Genomic DNA, 13,430 nt, shown 5'->3' with positions numbered 1-13,430 from the left:
ATATGGCAGAGATTGACGTGGCGCACCCGACGCACGCGCCGGACGCGAACCGGCAGGCAGTTCGCGTGATCGCCGACGATGCGCAGGCGATCGCGGTCGCGCATGAACTGGCGGGCCGTCTCGCGCAGGGCGCGGCCGAACGCGACCGCGAACGGCGCTTGCCGCACGACGAGATCGAATGGTTCTCGCAGTCGGGCCTGTGGGCGATCACGGTGCCGAAGGCCTATGGCGGCGCGGGCGTGTCGTTCGTCACGCTGGTCGAGGTGGTCAGGATCATCGCGGTGGCCGATCCGTCGCTCGGGCAATTGCCGCAGAATCACTTCGGCCTCGTCGACGTGATCGCGCTGACCGGAACCGAGGACCAGAAGCGTTACTTCTTCGCCGAGATCCTGAACGGCAAGCGCTTCGGCAACGGCTTCTCGGAGAAGGGCACGAAAAACGTGCTCGACCTGAAGACGCGCGTGCGGCGCGACGGCGATCACTACGTGGTCGACGGCACCAAGTTCTATTCGACCGGCGCGCTGTTCGCGCACTTCGTGCCGGTGCTCGGCCTCGACGATGCGCGCAAGGGCTGGCTCGCCTACATTCCGAAGGGCACGCCGGGGCTGACCGTGATCGACGACTGGTCGGGCTTCGGCCAGCGCACGACCGCGAGCGGCACGGTGGTGCTGGACAGCGTGCGCGTGCCGGCTTCGCATGTGTTCCCCGCGCATCGCGTGTCCGACGAGCCGACGCTCAACGGCCCGATCTCGCAGATCATCCAGGCCGCGATCGACGCCGGCATCGCGAAGGCCGCGCTCGACGATACGCTGACGTTCGTGCGCACGCGCTCGCGGCCGTGGATCGACAGCGGCGTCGAGCGCGCGAGCGACGATCCGCTGACGGTGCGCGAGATCGGTCACCTGCATATCCAGTTGCATGCCGCCGAAGCGCTGCTCGAGCGCGCCGCGCGCGTGCTCGACGAGGTCGCCCGGCAGGGCGCGATCACCGAGGACGACGTCGCGCGCGCATCCGTCGCGGTCGGCGAGGCGAAAGTGCTGACCACCGAGATCGCGCTGCTCGCGAGCGAGAAGCTGTTCGAACTTGCCGGCACGCAGGCGACGCTCGGCGAGCACAACCTCGACCGTCACTGGCGCAATGCGCGCACGCATACGCTGCACGATCCGATGCGCTGGAAATACCACCTCGTCGGCAACTACTACCTGAACGGCGTGAAGCCGGCGCGTCATCCATGGAACTGAATTCATGAGCGCTCTCGCATCAACCCTCGCGCGCGGCACGCCGCATGCCGCGCGCATCGACAGCGACGAACAGGCGCTGAGCGTCGCGCGCGACATCGCGGGCACGTTCGCGCGGGAAGCATCGCTGCGCGATCGCGAACGCCGCCTGCCTTACGCCGAAATCGACGCGTATTCGGCGAGCGGCCTGTGGGGCATCACGGTGCCGCGCGAACATGGCGGCGCGCAGGTGTCGTTCGCGACGCTCGCGGAAGTCACCGCGATCGTGTCCGAGGCCGATCCGGCGCTCGGGCAGATCCCGCAGAACCACTTCTACATGCTCGACGTGCTGCGCGTAAACGGCACGCGCGAGCAGCAGGCGTTCTATTTCGGGCGCGCGCTGGCGGGCGACCGGTTCGGCAATGCGCTGTCGGAGCGCGGCACGAAAACCGTGCGCGACTATCGCACCACGCTGACGCCGGACGGCGACGGCTTCCGCATCAACGGCACCAAGTTCTATTCGACCGGCGCGCTGTTCGCGCAATGGATTCCGGTGGTCGCGAAAGCGGCCGACGACACGCTGCACGTCGCGTTCGCGGACGCGCGCACGCCGGGCCTGACGGTGGTCGACGACTGGTCGGGCTTCGGGCAGCGGACCACCGGCAGCGGCACGACGACGCTCGACAACGTGTACGTCGAGGCGTCGGCGGTCGTGCCGTACAGTGCGGCATTCGATGCGCGGCCGACCACCGTCGGCCCGCTCGGCCAGCTCATCCACGCGGCGGTCGATCTCGGCATCGCGCGCGCGGCGTTCGCCGATGCGCGGCGCTTCGTGCGCGAGCGTTCGCGGCCGTGGGTCGACAGCGGCGTCGAGCGCGCGGGCGACGATCCGCTCACGCTCGAACTGTTCGGCAAGCTCGCGCTGCAGCTCGAAGCGGCGAGCGCACTGGTCGAGCGCGCCGGCCGTCGCGTGGACGCCGCGGCCGACGTGTCGAACGAAGCGACCGTCGCCGCCGCGTCGATCGCGGTCGCGCAGGCGCGGGCCGCGACGACGGAGATCGCGCTGCAGGCGTCGACGCGCCTGCTCGAACTCGCCGGCACGCAGGCGGTGCTCGCCGAGCACAACCTCGATCGCCACTGGCGCAATGCGCGCACGCACACGCTGCACGATCCGGTGCGCTGGAAATACATCGCGATCGGCAACTACTTCCTGAACGACGTGCTGCCGCCGCGCCACGGCGCGCTCTGAATCGATCACCGGAGCCGATCATGGCCAGACAGATTCGCCTCAACGCATTCGACATGAACTGCGTCGGGCACCAGTCGCCGGGCTTGTGGGCGCATCCGCGCGACACGTCATGGCGCTACAAGCATCTCGACTACTGGACGGACCTCGCGAAGCTGCTCGAACGCGGCAAGTTCGACGGCCTGTTCATCGCGGACGTGCTGGGCACCTACGACGTGTACCGCGGCAACGCGGAAGCGGCGATCCGGCAGGCCGCGCAGGTGCCCGTCAACGACCCGATCCTGCTCGTGTCGGCGATGGCGAACGTGACCGAGCATCTCGGCTTCGGCGTCACGTGTTCGCTGTCGTACGAGCATCCGTATCCGTTCGCGCGGCGCATGTCGACACTCGATCACCTGACGAACGGCCGCGTCGGCTGGAACATCGTCACGTCGTACCTCGACAGCGCCGCGCGCAACGTCGGCCTGCCGGCGCAGGCGAACCACGACGAGCGCTATGCGCTCGCGGACGAATACCTCGAGGTCTGCTACAAGCTGTGGGAGGCGTCGTGGGAAGACGACGCCGTCGTGCGCGACGCCGCGCGGCGCGTGTTCACCGAGCCGTCGAAGGTGCATCCGATCGGCCATCGCGGCACGTACTTCGACGTGCCGGGCATCCACCTGTGCGAGCCGTCCCCGCAGCGCACGCCGGTGCTGTACCAGGCCGGCGCCTCGAAGCGCGGCAAGGATTTCGCCGCGCAGCACGCGGAGTGCATCTTCATCGCGGCGCCGTCGCGCACGATCCTGAAGAATTTCGTCGCCGACATCCGGGCGCGCGTGAAGGCGTTCGGCCGCGATCCGCACGACGTGCTGATCTTCAACCTGCATACCGTGATCACCGGGAAGACGTCGGCGGACGCGCACGCGAAGCACGCGGACTACCGCCGCTACGCGAGCGACGAGGGCGCGCTGACGCTGATGTCGGGCTGGACGGGGATCGACCTGTCCCGCTACGACCTCGACGAACCGCTGCGCCATGTCGAGAGCAACGCGGTGCAATCGGCGGTGGAGGCGCTGTCGAGCGCCGATCCGACCCGCGTGTGGACGGTGCGCGAGATCGCGAAGTGGGGCGGCATTGGCGGGCTCGGGCCGCTGTCGGTGGGCAGTCCGCAGGAGATCGCCGACGAGCTGCAATCGTGGGTGGACGAGACGGACGTCGACGGCTTCAACCTCGCTTACGCGCTGACGCACGAGACCTTTGCCGATTTCGTCGAGCTCGTCGTGCCCGAGCTGCAGCGGCGCGGCGTGTACAAGACCGACTATGCGGACGGCACGCTGCGCGAGAAGCTGCACGGCCGCGGCGCGCGGCTTGCCGATCCGCATCCGGGCGCGCGCTATCGCGCGGGCGCCGGCGTGCCGGCGGCGTGAGGCCGTTTGCTGATTTCCCTGTTGCCTGACCGGCTGGAGAGCATTCATGAGATCGTGGTTTCGTCGCAAATCCTGGATCGGCCGCATCGGCGGCGTGCTTGCGCTGGCGTCGGCCGCTGCGCTGGCCGCGCCCGGCGCGCACGCGGGCCCGCTCAAGGGCGCGCCCGCGCCGTTCGACAAGGGCGGCGTGCGGATCGCGCTGGTCAATTACCTGTCGACCGGGGATTTCTTCCAGGCATATGAAGCCGGCGCGCAGAAGCAGGCCAAGGCGCTCGGCATCGACCTGCGCATCTACGAAGGCCGCCAGGATGCGGCCGAGCAGCGCGAGCAGATCCAGCAGGCGATCAGCCTCGGCGTGGCCGCGATCATCGTCAACCACGGGCTGCCGGAATCGCTGAAGGACGTCGTCCAGCGCGCGCTCGACAAGGGCATCAAGGTCGTCGCGTTCGACGTCGACCTCGGCCATCCGAAAGTCCCGCAGATCGAGCAGAGCGACCGCGACCTCGCGGCGTTGCTGCTCGACCAGGCGGTGAAGGACAACGGCGACGCGTTCGCGGCCGGCTACGTGTACGTCGCCGGCTTCGCGCCGCTCGACCGGCGCGATGCGGCCTGGCGCGACTTCAAGCGCGCGCATCCGAAGGTCGTGGAAAAGGCGCGCTGGGGCACCGTCGACAACCCGATCGCGCAGTCGGTCGCGAACCAGGCGGCCGCCGCGTACCGCGCGCATCCCGACATCCGCGTGGTGTTCGCGCCGTACGACGAATTCGCGCGCGGCGCAAAGCTCGCGGCGGACGAGGCGAAGCTGTCGTCGAAGGTGCGCATCTACAGCGCGGACATCTCGACCGCCGACATCGACGCGATCCGCGCGCCGAACAGCGCGTGGGTGGCGACGGCGGCGACGAATCCCGCGGTCGTCGGCGCGGTTTCCGTGCGGGCCGCCGCGTTGCTGGTGGCCGGGCAGGACCCCGGGCGCCGGATCGTGGTCAAGCCGGTGCTGGTCACGCGCGACGATCTCGTGAAGCACGACATCCGCACGATTGCCGAACTCGGCGCGAAATTCCCGGCGTTCCGCGCGAGCGACGCGGCGACGGCGGCGTGGATCCCGGCTGCGGATTGAGCGTTCTCGGGCGCGGAAGCGCGGGGCGCTGCGCGTGCGCGGCTGCCCGGACGGACTGACTGTCCGCATCCGCACCTGCACCTGCACCTGCACCCGCACCCGCACCCGCACCCGCATCCGCACCCGCATCCGCACCCACATCCGCGCCCACATCCGCGCCCACATCCGCGCCCACATCCGCGCCGGCGCGGCGGCGTTGCGCGCGATCCCGCGCAGGGCATGCCGTGCGGCGCCGAGCACGATGCTCGCCGACCGCCACGCACGGCTCCCGTTCCCGCAACGCCCCTGCCGCCCGCGCCCGCACCGTGCTTAAATGGCGGTGCCGCCCGCAGCCGGGCCGGCAGCAGGCCGCCGGTTGCCGGGCGCGAACGCGTCCGATCGACATCGTGACGACCCATCCACGAAAAAACGCCGCCCGGCCTGCCGGCGCGGCTCGATAACATTCCGAGATCTCACGAACATGACCTTCCTGTTCCGTCTGCTCGCGCTCGTCTGCGCGCTCTGGCTTGCCGCCTGCAGTTCGTCGCAGCCGCCGTCCGCCGCATCCGCCGCGCCGTCTTCCGCCGCGCCGTCCCCGCAACCCGAGGAGCGCCGCGGGCTCGGCACCGCATGGGGCGAGGCGGTGCGCTCCGAGACCCGCCGCGTCGATTTCGAGCGCGCGAACCCGGCGACGCCGACCGACGTGACGTCGGTCTATTACAACGACGCACTGCCGGGGCGTCCGGCCGCCGCGAAAGTGCGCGCGCTGCCCACCCGCGTCGCGCTCGCGAACGGCGACGTCGCGCTGTCGTTCATCGACGAGCGCGGCGCGCCGCTGCGTCTCGCCCGCCAGGACGGCCGCTGGCACATGGCCGGCGTCGACGGCGCGCGCTACCGGATCGTGCTGCGCAACCAGGGCCGCCGCGCGTTCGAGGTCGTGTCGACGGTCGACGGGCTCGACGTGCTGACCGGCCGCCCCGGCAGCTACACGAACGGCGGCTACGTGCTCGATCCGGGCCGCACGCTGACGATCGACGGGTTCCGCAAGAGCCAGGACGAAGTCGCGGCGTTCCGCTTCGCGGCGGTGCCCGACAGCTATGTCGCGAACTCGATCCACGGCGACACCGCGAACGTCGGCGTGATCGGCGTCGCGCTGTTCGCGCAGAAGGCGCCGGACGAGGATGCGCTGCGGCGCAACGCGAACCCGTTCCCGGGCAACGACAACCGCTTTGCGCCGCCGCCCGTGCCGCGCGGGGAGTGACCGGCGCCGGCCGGTGCGCGCGTTCGGGCGCGCGCAATCCGGGGCGTCCGGCGAAATGACCACTACAATCTGCCGATTCCTGCGATGTCGCGACGGGCGCACCGGCCCGCGGCATCGCCTGCTTCAAACCCGATACGTACCCGAGGAATCGTCGTGAAGTTCATCCACGCGGCAGACATACACCTGGACAGCCCGCTGCACGGCCTGAGCGCCTATCCCGACGCGCCGGCCGCGCAGTTGCGCAACGCGTCGCGCGACGCGCTGCGGCAGCTCGTCGACCGCGCGATCGAGGAGGAGGTGGCGTTTCTCGTGATTGCCGGCGATCTGTACGACGGCGACTGGAAGGATCACAACACCGGCATCTTCTTCGGCCAGCAGATGGGGCGGCTGCGCAAGGCGGGCATCCGCGCGTTCGTGCTGTGGGGCAACCACGACGCCGAGAGCGAGATGACGAAGAAGCTGACGCTGCCCGACAACGTCACGGTGTTCAGCCATCGCAAGCCGGAGGTGCACCTGCTGCCGGAATTCAACGTCGCGCTGCACGGGCAGAGCTTCAAGGACAAGGCGGTCGTCGAGAACCTGGCGATCGGCTATCCGGCGCCGGTGGCCGGCCACTACAACATCGGCGTGCTGCACACTGCGCTGGAGGGCAATGCGGCCCACGCGAACTACGCGCCGTGCACGCTGGCGGAGCTGCATGCGAAGGGCTACGACTACTGGGCGCTCGGTCACGTGCACGAATTCCAGCAGTGGTCGGGGCCGTCCACCGTCGTGTTCCCGGGGAACCTGCAGGGCCGGCACATCCGCGAGACGGGCCGCCGCGGCGCGGTGCTCGTCACGGTCGAGAACGGGCATACGCAGGTCGAGCGCCTGTTTCTCGACGTGCTCCGTTGGGAGGCGGTGTCGGTCGATGCGTCGGATTGCGCGTCGATCGCCGACCTGTCGCGCAAGATCGGCCAGTCGCTCGAGGCGCTGCTGGCGGTCGACGGCCACGTGCCGCGCGCGGTGCGCGTGACGGTGACGGGGCAAACGCCCGCGCACGGGCTGTTCTTCGGGCGGGCCCCGCAGTTGCGCGCGGAAGTGCTGAACCAGATCGGCATCATCGGCAACGAGCGGCTGTGGCTCGAGAAGGTCAAGCTCGCGACGTCCGCGGCGCACGAGCCGCACGGCGAGCGCGAGCAGCTGGAAGCGCTCGAGGATCTGAAGCAGATCCTGGCGGACGCCGCGCACGACCCGGATTTCCTCGCGCTGCTCGAACGCGACCTGCGGCCGTTCGTCGGCAAGGTGCGCAGCGAGGTGAAGGAGGACGCGCCGCTGCTCGGGCTGGCCCGCGCCGGCGAACTGACGGGGCTGGTGCAGCAGGTCGGGCCCGCGCTGCTCGCGCGCCTGTCGCGGGGGGAATGAGCGATGCGCATCAAGCAACTCGATCTGATCAAGTACGGCAAGTTCACCGATGCGACGCTGCGCTTTCCGCGGGCGGAGCACGATTTCCACGTGATCGTCGGGCCCAACGAGGCCGGCAAGTCGACGATCCGCACGGCCGTGTCGGAGCTGCTGTTCGGCATGAAGCTGCAGACGCCGCTGGATTTCCTGCACAGCACGCCGGAGCTGCGGCTCGGCGGCGTGCTCGAAGGCGCCGCCGGCGACCTGGCGTTCCACCGGGCACGTGGCCGCAGCCCGCTGCGCACGCCGGCCGACGACAAGCTGCCGGACGATTATCTGGCGGCCGTGCTCGACGGCGCGAGCAAGGAGTTCTTCGAGCAGATGTTCGGGCTCGATCACGGGCGGCTGGTCGAAGGCGGCAGGAGCATCCTCGATGCGTCCGACAAGCTCGGCCAGGTGCTGTTCGAATCGGCGGCGGGCGTCGGGAGCCTCGGGCCCGTGCGCGAGGAACTGGAGGCGCGCGCGCTCGAGCTGTGGGCGCCGCGGCGCAGCGGCAGCGCGTTCGCGGTGGCCGAGACGGCCTTCAACGAAGCGGTTGGCGATCTGAAGGCGGTTCAAGTGCGCACGCGGGACTGGGTCGACCGCAAGGAAGCATGCGAGGCGGTCGAGCAGGAGATCGAGCACGTGCGTGCCGACCAGCGCCGGCTCGAATCGCTGCGCTCGAAGCTCGAGCGCGTGCGACGGCTCGCGCCGTATCTGAAGGAGCTGACGGTCAAGCACGCCGCGCTGGCGGAGCTCGGCGATGTCGTCGAATTGCCGCCGACCGCGTATGCGGATCTGCTGAAGGCACAGGGCGATCTCGCGGCGGAGCGCAAGGTGCTGGAGGAGCGGCGCGCCGATCTCGCCGCCCGGCGGCAGGCGCGCGACGCGATCGACGCGGACGGCGGCGCGCTTGCGCTGGCGGGCGACATCGAGGCGCTCGACCGGCTGCGCAGCGCGTGCGCGAATCATCCGCAGGATTTGCTGCTGCGCGAGGCCGAGCTCGAACGTCATCTGTCGGCTGCATTCGGCGCTGCCGCGCAGCTCGGCTGGCCCGCGGACGAAGCGGCGCTGCGCGCGGCGTTGCCGAAGGCGCTGTCGCTGAAGACGGTCACCAACCTGTTGCGCGAGCACGGCGCGCTGCAGCAGGCGCTGCTGGGCGCGCGCGAGGCGCTCGACGAACGGGCGCGCGAGCTTGCGCAACTGCGGGATCAACTGGCCGGGCTGGCGACCGTCGAGGTGCCGGACGCGCTGCGCACCGCGCTCGCCGATGCGCAGGGCTTCCGCAACAGCGCGCCGCGGGAGCAGGCGCTCGAGCGCGAGGTGGCCGCGTCGGAACGCGCGCTGCGGGATGCGCTCGACGGGCTCGGGCAGTGGCGCCGGCCGGCGGCGGCGTTGCGCGCGCTCGACCTGCCGTCGACCGCGCGGCTCGCCGCGTGGCAGAAGGACGACAGCGAGCAGGCGAGCGCGGTCGCCGCGGCGCGCGACGCGCTGGATCAGGCGCGCGAGGATCTGGAGCGGCTCGAGCTGCAGGAAAGGCATTTCACGGAGAATCACAAGGTCGTGACGAGCGCCGACGTGCAGGCAGCGCGCACGCGCCGCGACGGCGCGTGGGGGGAGATCAAGCGCGGCGCGGTCGGCGTCGACGCCGGCGCGCCGGCCGTCGATGATGCGATCCGGCTCGCGGACGAGCTCGTCGATTCCCAGCTCGGCACGACGCAGGCGGCGGCGACGCTGCAGTCGCTGCGTCAGCAGGTCGAGTCGGCGCGTGCGAACGCGGCGCGCAAGCAGGCCGCGCTGGCCGAGCGCGAGCAGTCGCTGTCCGCGCTTCGCGACGCGTGGGCGCAGTTGATGACGGCCGCCGGCGTGCCGGGCATGCCGCTGGCCGACCTGAACGACTGGCTGGCCCGGCGTGAAGCGGTGTTCGTCGCGCAGGCCGAGCTCGAACGTCAGGCGCACGAGCTCGACACGATGCGCACGGCGCGCGCGGCGGCCGACGCGGCATTGGCGTCGGCGTTGCGCACGGTTGCGCGCGGCAGCGAGTCGGATGCGCTGGCGGCGCGTATCGTGGCCGCCGAGTCGTTCGTGCAGGCGGCGGAAAAGGCGAATGCGCAGCAAGGCAGCCTCGCCGACCAGGCGCGCCAGGCCGAACGCGGGTGTGCGGGCGCGCAGGCGAAGGCCGATCTTGCACAGGCGGCCTACGACGCGTGGCAGACGCAATGGCGCGACGCGCTGGCGGACGCGCGGCTCGACACGAGCGCCGTGACGCTCGCGGCGGCGGAGGGCGCGGTCGAGCTGGCGAATGCCGTTGCGGCCGGCCTGGCGGCTGCCGATGCGCCGCGCGGCCGCATGGCCGCGATCCGCGCCGAGCTGGCCGCGCTGGAGCGCGATGCGCGGCGGCTTGCCGACGCGCTCGATCCCGCGCTGCTGGCGGCCGGCAATGGGCCGGAGGTCGCGCGCAGGCTGACGGCGCGCCTCGCGGCCGCCAGGGAAACCGCGAAGGCGATCGAGCGGGCCGACGACGCGATCCGCCAGGCCGAAGGCAAGGTGGCGGATGCGGTGGCCGCGGTCGCGGGCGCGGACGCCCGGATCCAGCCGCTGCTCGAGTCGGCCGGCGTCGCGTCGATCGACGCGGCGCTGCCGCTGGCCGAGCGCTCCGACCGGCAGCGCCAGCTGCGGCAGGCGGTCGACACGGCGCAGGAGGCGCTCGTGCGGGACGGCGACGGCCTGTCGCAGGACGCGATCGAGGCCGAGATCGCGGAACAGGACATCGCCGAGGTGCCGGCGCTGCTCGAATCGGCGAAACAGGCATTGAGCGACATCGGCAAGCGCCTGAACGAACTCGCGCAGCGGCAGGTGGTGGCGGAGCAGGCGTTCGGCGCGGTCGCCGGCCAGGCCGGCGCGGCGGTTGCCGAGGCGAAGCGGCAGGAAGCGCTGTCCGCGATGGGCGACGCCGCCGAGCAGTATCTGGAAGCCGCGACGGCGAGCCGGCTGCTGAAGTGGGCGACGGATCGCTATCGCGACCAGAAGCAGGGGCCGATGCTCAAGCGCGCGGGGGAGATTTTCGCGGGCTTGACGCTCGGCGAGTTCGCGAGGCTGGCGGTCGATACCGAGACGACGCCGCCTGCACTGCATGCGAAGCGGACGAAGGGCACGACGGTCGAGGTGACCGGGATGAGCGAAGGGACGCGCGACCAGCTGTTCCTCGCGCTGCGGATCGCGGCGCTCGAACTCCAGCTGCGCAACAAGACCGCGTTGCCGTTCGTCGCCGACGATCTGTTCATCAATTTCGACGACGCGCGATCGAAGGCGGGCCTCGAGGCGTTGCGGGACTTGTCGACGCGCACGCAGGTGCTGTTCCTCACGCACCACGATCACTTGCTGCCGCTGGTGAAGACGGTGTTCGGCGAGCAGGTGAACGTGGTGCCGCTGCAGCGCGAGGCGGCTGCCGCGTAGGGGTGGGCGCGGCGCTCGCGGAATCTGCAAGAATGCACGAGGGCACGGCATGCCGGACCGTCTCGCGGTGCCGGCGAATCAGGGGGCAACATGAACAAGCTGGTCGCCGCGATGGCGTTCGCCGCGGACAAGCATCGCAATCAGCGGCGCAAGGACGACGAAGCGTCACCGTACATCAATCATCCGATCGCGCTCGCGGACGTGCTCGCCAACGAGGCCGGCATCGAGGACGAGCGGGTGATCGTCGCCGCGGTGCTGCACGACACGGTCGAGGATACGGAGACCACCGAGCAGGAATTGCTGCGCCGGTTCGGCAAGGATATTGCCGACATCGTGATGGAGGTGACGGACGACAAGTCGCTGCCGAAGGACGAGCGCAAGCGCCTGCAGATCGAACATGCCGCGCACATCAGCCGCCGCGCGAAACTCGTGAAGCTGGCGGACAAGATCTGCAACCTGCGCGATATCGCGACGCATCCGCCGGCGGACTGGCCGCTGGATCGCAAGCAGGCGTACTTCGACTGGGCGAAGGCGGTGGTCGACCGGTTGCGCGGCGTGCATCCGGGGCTCGAGGCGATCTTCGACGCCGCGTACGACGCGCGGCCGTCGGCGTGACCATGCCGGCGACGACGATGCGGACGGCGCCCGTCGCGGGCATCGACGTGGGCGGGAACCGGAAGCTGTGCGATCTCGTGATCCTGCAGGGCACGTCGATCCTGCATCGCGCTGACGGCGTGGCGCCGGAGGCGCTGCTGCCGCTGTGTCTCGAACATGACGTCGTGGCCGTGGGTGTCGATGCGCCGAGCCGATGGTGGGCCGGAGAAGGCCATCGGGCGGCCGAGCGCGCGCTGGTGCGGGAACGGATCTCGTTGTTCTCCACGCCGGCGCGGGAGCGGGCGCTGACCAGTACCACTGGGTTCTACGACTGGATGTTTATTGGCGAGCGGGTGTATCGGGCGCTTGCCGGCGCGTACCCGCTGTTGAGTGCGCCGCGCTATGCGGGCGGGCGTGTGAGTTTCGAGACCTATCCGCATGCGATCACGTGCGCGCTGCTGGGCAAGGACGTCGCGTCCGCCAGGCAGAAGCGTGTTCAGCGCAGGCAATTGCTGGAGCGGATGGGGATCGACGTCACGACGCTGACCTCCGTCGATGCGAGGGACGCGGCGCTGTGCGCGCTGACGGCGCGATTCGTGGTCGAAGGCGGCGCCGACGCTTATGGGGATGCCGAGGGCGGGTACATCCGGGTGCCGAAGGTGAGCGAGCCGGTCGGTTGTGCCGCGCCGTAGGCGGGCACGCCGGTCCGGCGTACTTCCCATGTCGACGGTGAGCTTTTACGGGAGGTGCGCCGGCGCGCCCGGTGGTTCAGTCGTCGAGCAGGGAAGGCGGCACGTCGGCCGGATCGGGGTCTTGGGCCTGCTCGTAATGCGCGTCCGCATCGTCGATCATGACGGTCGCGACGTCGATCAGCTCGTCGAGACGTTGCAGCAATGCGTCGCGCCACTCTTCGTCTTCGTCGCGTACGGGTGTCTTGTCCAGCTGCTCGATGATCGATTCCGCGGTTTGCAGGAACGGAAAGGCCTGCTGGTAGTTTTCGATGGCGACCAGGGCTGCATTGCGCGCGCCGACCAGCGCTTCGCGGTGATCGTCCGCCAGTTCGGATTGCCCGCCGATGCGGGGCAGCACGTCTGAAATGCGCTGCAGGAGCGGTGGGACCTGTTCTTCCAGCGCGGCGGCGCGCTGGCTCAGTGCCGCGTATTCGTCACGAAGGTCGATTTCGTCGGATCGGGTGGTGCTGTCCATCATGGGTCGGTGTGGATAGTGCGATCGCGGCATGATACTCGACCGGGCATTCGGCGTTCATCCCATAAATGGGTTCCTGTGCCGGCGCTTTGCTTTTTGTCTTTCTATATATAGCGGTCGCACATTGATAAATCGGAGTGCGCGGGGGTTTTTGAATTTATTTCGCAAACCCCCTTGCGCTTGGGGCGCGGGGTGCCTAGAATCACGCCTCTTTCGCGCTAACGGCAACGCGGCGCGGAAGGGGGAAGCGGAGTTGGTCGGATGCCTGTAGGGCGGCCGGCCGGCGCAGGAAGATGAACCCCGCAGTCGCAACGAAGTAGTTAAAAAAGTTGTTGACGAACTGCGAAACAGTGTTCATAATCTCGCTTCTCTGCTGCTGACAACGCAGCGCTGCTGAGAAGGAAGAATTTCTCGCAGAAACGTTCTTTAAAAATTAACAGCCGATAAGTGTGGGCGCTTGATGGCAGCGAACCGATCCTCGGATCGGATAGCAAAAGTATCAAGAGTCTCACACTAAAGTAAGTCA

At 69.7% G+C, this 13,430-nt stretch carries 11 protein-coding genes; 9 read left to right on the top strand and 2 right to left on the bottom strand.

What is annotated here, in order from left to right:
• Nucleotides 1-2 precede the first annotated feature (2 nt).
• From HWY45_RS11070 to HWY45_RS11030, 9 genes are all read left to right on the top strand, one after another.
• Nucleotides 3-1,241, top strand: coding sequence for an SfnB family sulfur acquisition oxidoreductase (locus tag HWY45_RS11070; protein ID WP_059881222.1), 1,239 nt, complete (start codon nucleotides 3-5; stop codon nucleotides 1,239-1,241).
• A 4-nt stretch (nucleotides 1,242-1,245) separates the two neighbouring features.
• The gene (locus tag HWY45_RS11065; RefSeq protein ID WP_059881220.1) at nucleotides 1,246-2,466 is read left to right on the top strand and encodes an SfnB family sulfur acquisition oxidoreductase; all 1,221 of its coding nucleotides are present in this window, start codon (nucleotides 1,246-1,248) and stop codon (nucleotides 2,464-2,466) included.
• 20 nt (nucleotides 2,467-2,486) lie between these two features.
• Nucleotides 2,487-3,869 (top strand): LLM class flavin-dependent oxidoreductase, encoded by a 1,383-nt coding sequence (locus HWY45_RS11060; protein WP_059881218.1) that lies wholly within the window; start codon nucleotides 2,487-2,489, stop codon nucleotides 3,867-3,869.
• A gap of 46 nt (nucleotides 3,870-3,915) precedes the next feature.
• On the top strand, nucleotides 3,916-4,986 hold the full coding sequence (locus HWY45_RS11055; protein ID WP_059881216.1) for a substrate-binding domain-containing protein: 1,071 nt from the start codon (nucleotides 3,916-3,918) through the stop codon (nucleotides 4,984-4,986).
• 460 nt (nucleotides 4,987-5,446) lie between these two features.
• Complete coding sequence (locus HWY45_RS11050; protein ID WP_059881215.1) at nucleotides 5,447-6,226, top strand: hypothetical protein; 780 nt, start codon at nucleotides 5,447-5,449, stop codon at nucleotides 6,224-6,226.
• Between the two features lie 153 nt (nucleotides 6,227-6,379).
• Nucleotides 6,380-7,630: a metallophosphoesterase family protein gene (locus tag HWY45_RS11045; protein WP_059881213.1), complete on the top strand. Its 1,251-nt coding sequence runs from the start codon at nucleotides 6,380-6,382 to the stop codon at nucleotides 7,628-7,630.
• A gap of 3 nt (nucleotides 7,631-7,633) precedes the next feature.
• The gene (locus HWY45_RS11040; protein ID WP_059881211.1) at nucleotides 7,634-11,104 is read left to right on the top strand and encodes an ATP-binding protein; all 3,471 of its coding nucleotides are present in this window, start codon (nucleotides 7,634-7,636) and stop codon (nucleotides 11,102-11,104) included.
• A 90-nt stretch (nucleotides 11,105-11,194) separates the two neighbouring features.
• Complete coding sequence (locus HWY45_RS11035) at nucleotides 11,195-11,719, top strand: HD domain-containing protein (protein ID WP_059881209.1); 525 nt, start codon at nucleotides 11,195-11,197, stop codon at nucleotides 11,717-11,719.
• 2 nt (nucleotides 11,720-11,721) lie between these two features.
• Complete coding sequence (locus tag HWY45_RS11030; protein ID WP_059881207.1) at nucleotides 11,722-12,390, top strand: DUF429 domain-containing protein; 669 nt, start codon at nucleotides 11,722-11,724, stop codon at nucleotides 12,388-12,390.
• Nucleotides 12,391-12,466: 76 nt separating this feature from the next.
• Here the strand turns inward: HWY45_RS11030 and HWY45_RS11025 are convergent, their stop codons facing one another.
• On the bottom strand, nucleotides 12,467-12,904 hold the full coding sequence (locus HWY45_RS11025) for an ATPase (RefSeq protein WP_150999087.1): 438 nt from the start codon (nucleotides 12,902-12,904) through the stop codon (nucleotides 12,467-12,469).
• Nucleotides 12,905-13,224: 320 nt separating this feature from the next.
• A partial coding sequence (locus tag HWY45_RS36600) for a hypothetical protein (protein ID WP_208450112.1) occupies nucleotides 13,225-13,430 on the bottom strand: 206 nt, incomplete at its 5' end.

The sequence above is a fragment of the Burkholderia stagnalis genome (assembly GCF_902830275.1).
Taxonomy (GTDB): Bacteria; Pseudomonadota; Gammaproteobacteria; order Burkholderiales; family Burkholderiaceae; genus Burkholderia; species Burkholderia stagnalis.
The sequence above is the reverse complement of the archived record's forward strand: the minus strand, read 5'-3'. Positions and strand labels throughout refer to the sequence as shown.

What these genes read in the sequence shown, in the direction of transcription:
- HWY45_RS11040 (WP_059881211.1), top strand. Translation starts at nt 7,634, where the DNA reads ATGCGCATCAAGCAACTCGATCTGATCAAGTACGGCAAGTTCACCGAT.
- HWY45_RS11035 (WP_059881209.1), top strand. Translation starts at nt 11,195, where the DNA reads ATGAACAAGCTGGTCGCCGCGATGGCGTTCGCCGCGGACAAGCATCGC.
- HWY45_RS11070 (WP_059881222.1), top strand. Translation starts at nt 3, where the DNA reads ATGGCAGAGATTGACGTGGCGCACCCGACGCACGCGCCGGACGCGAAC.
- HWY45_RS11065 (WP_059881220.1), top strand. Translation starts at nt 1,246, where the DNA reads ATGAGCGCTCTCGCATCAACCCTCGCGCGCGGCACGCCGCATGCCGCG.
- HWY45_RS11060 (WP_059881218.1), top strand. Translation starts at nt 2,487, where the DNA reads ATGGCCAGACAGATTCGCCTCAACGCATTCGACATGAACTGCGTCGGG.
- HWY45_RS11025 (WP_150999087.1), bottom strand. Translation starts at nt 12,904, where the DNA reads ATGGACAGCACCACCCGATCCGACGAAATCGACCTTCGTGACGAATAC.
- HWY45_RS11030 (WP_059881207.1), top strand. Translation starts at nt 11,722, where the DNA reads ATGCCGGCGACGACGATGCGGACGGCGCCCGTCGCGGGCATCGACGTG.
- HWY45_RS11055 (WP_059881216.1), top strand. Translation starts at nt 3,916, where the DNA reads ATGAGATCGTGGTTTCGTCGCAAATCCTGGATCGGCCGCATCGGCGGC.
- HWY45_RS11050 (WP_059881215.1), top strand. Translation starts at nt 5,447, where the DNA reads ATGACCTTCCTGTTCCGTCTGCTCGCGCTCGTCTGCGCGCTCTGGCTT.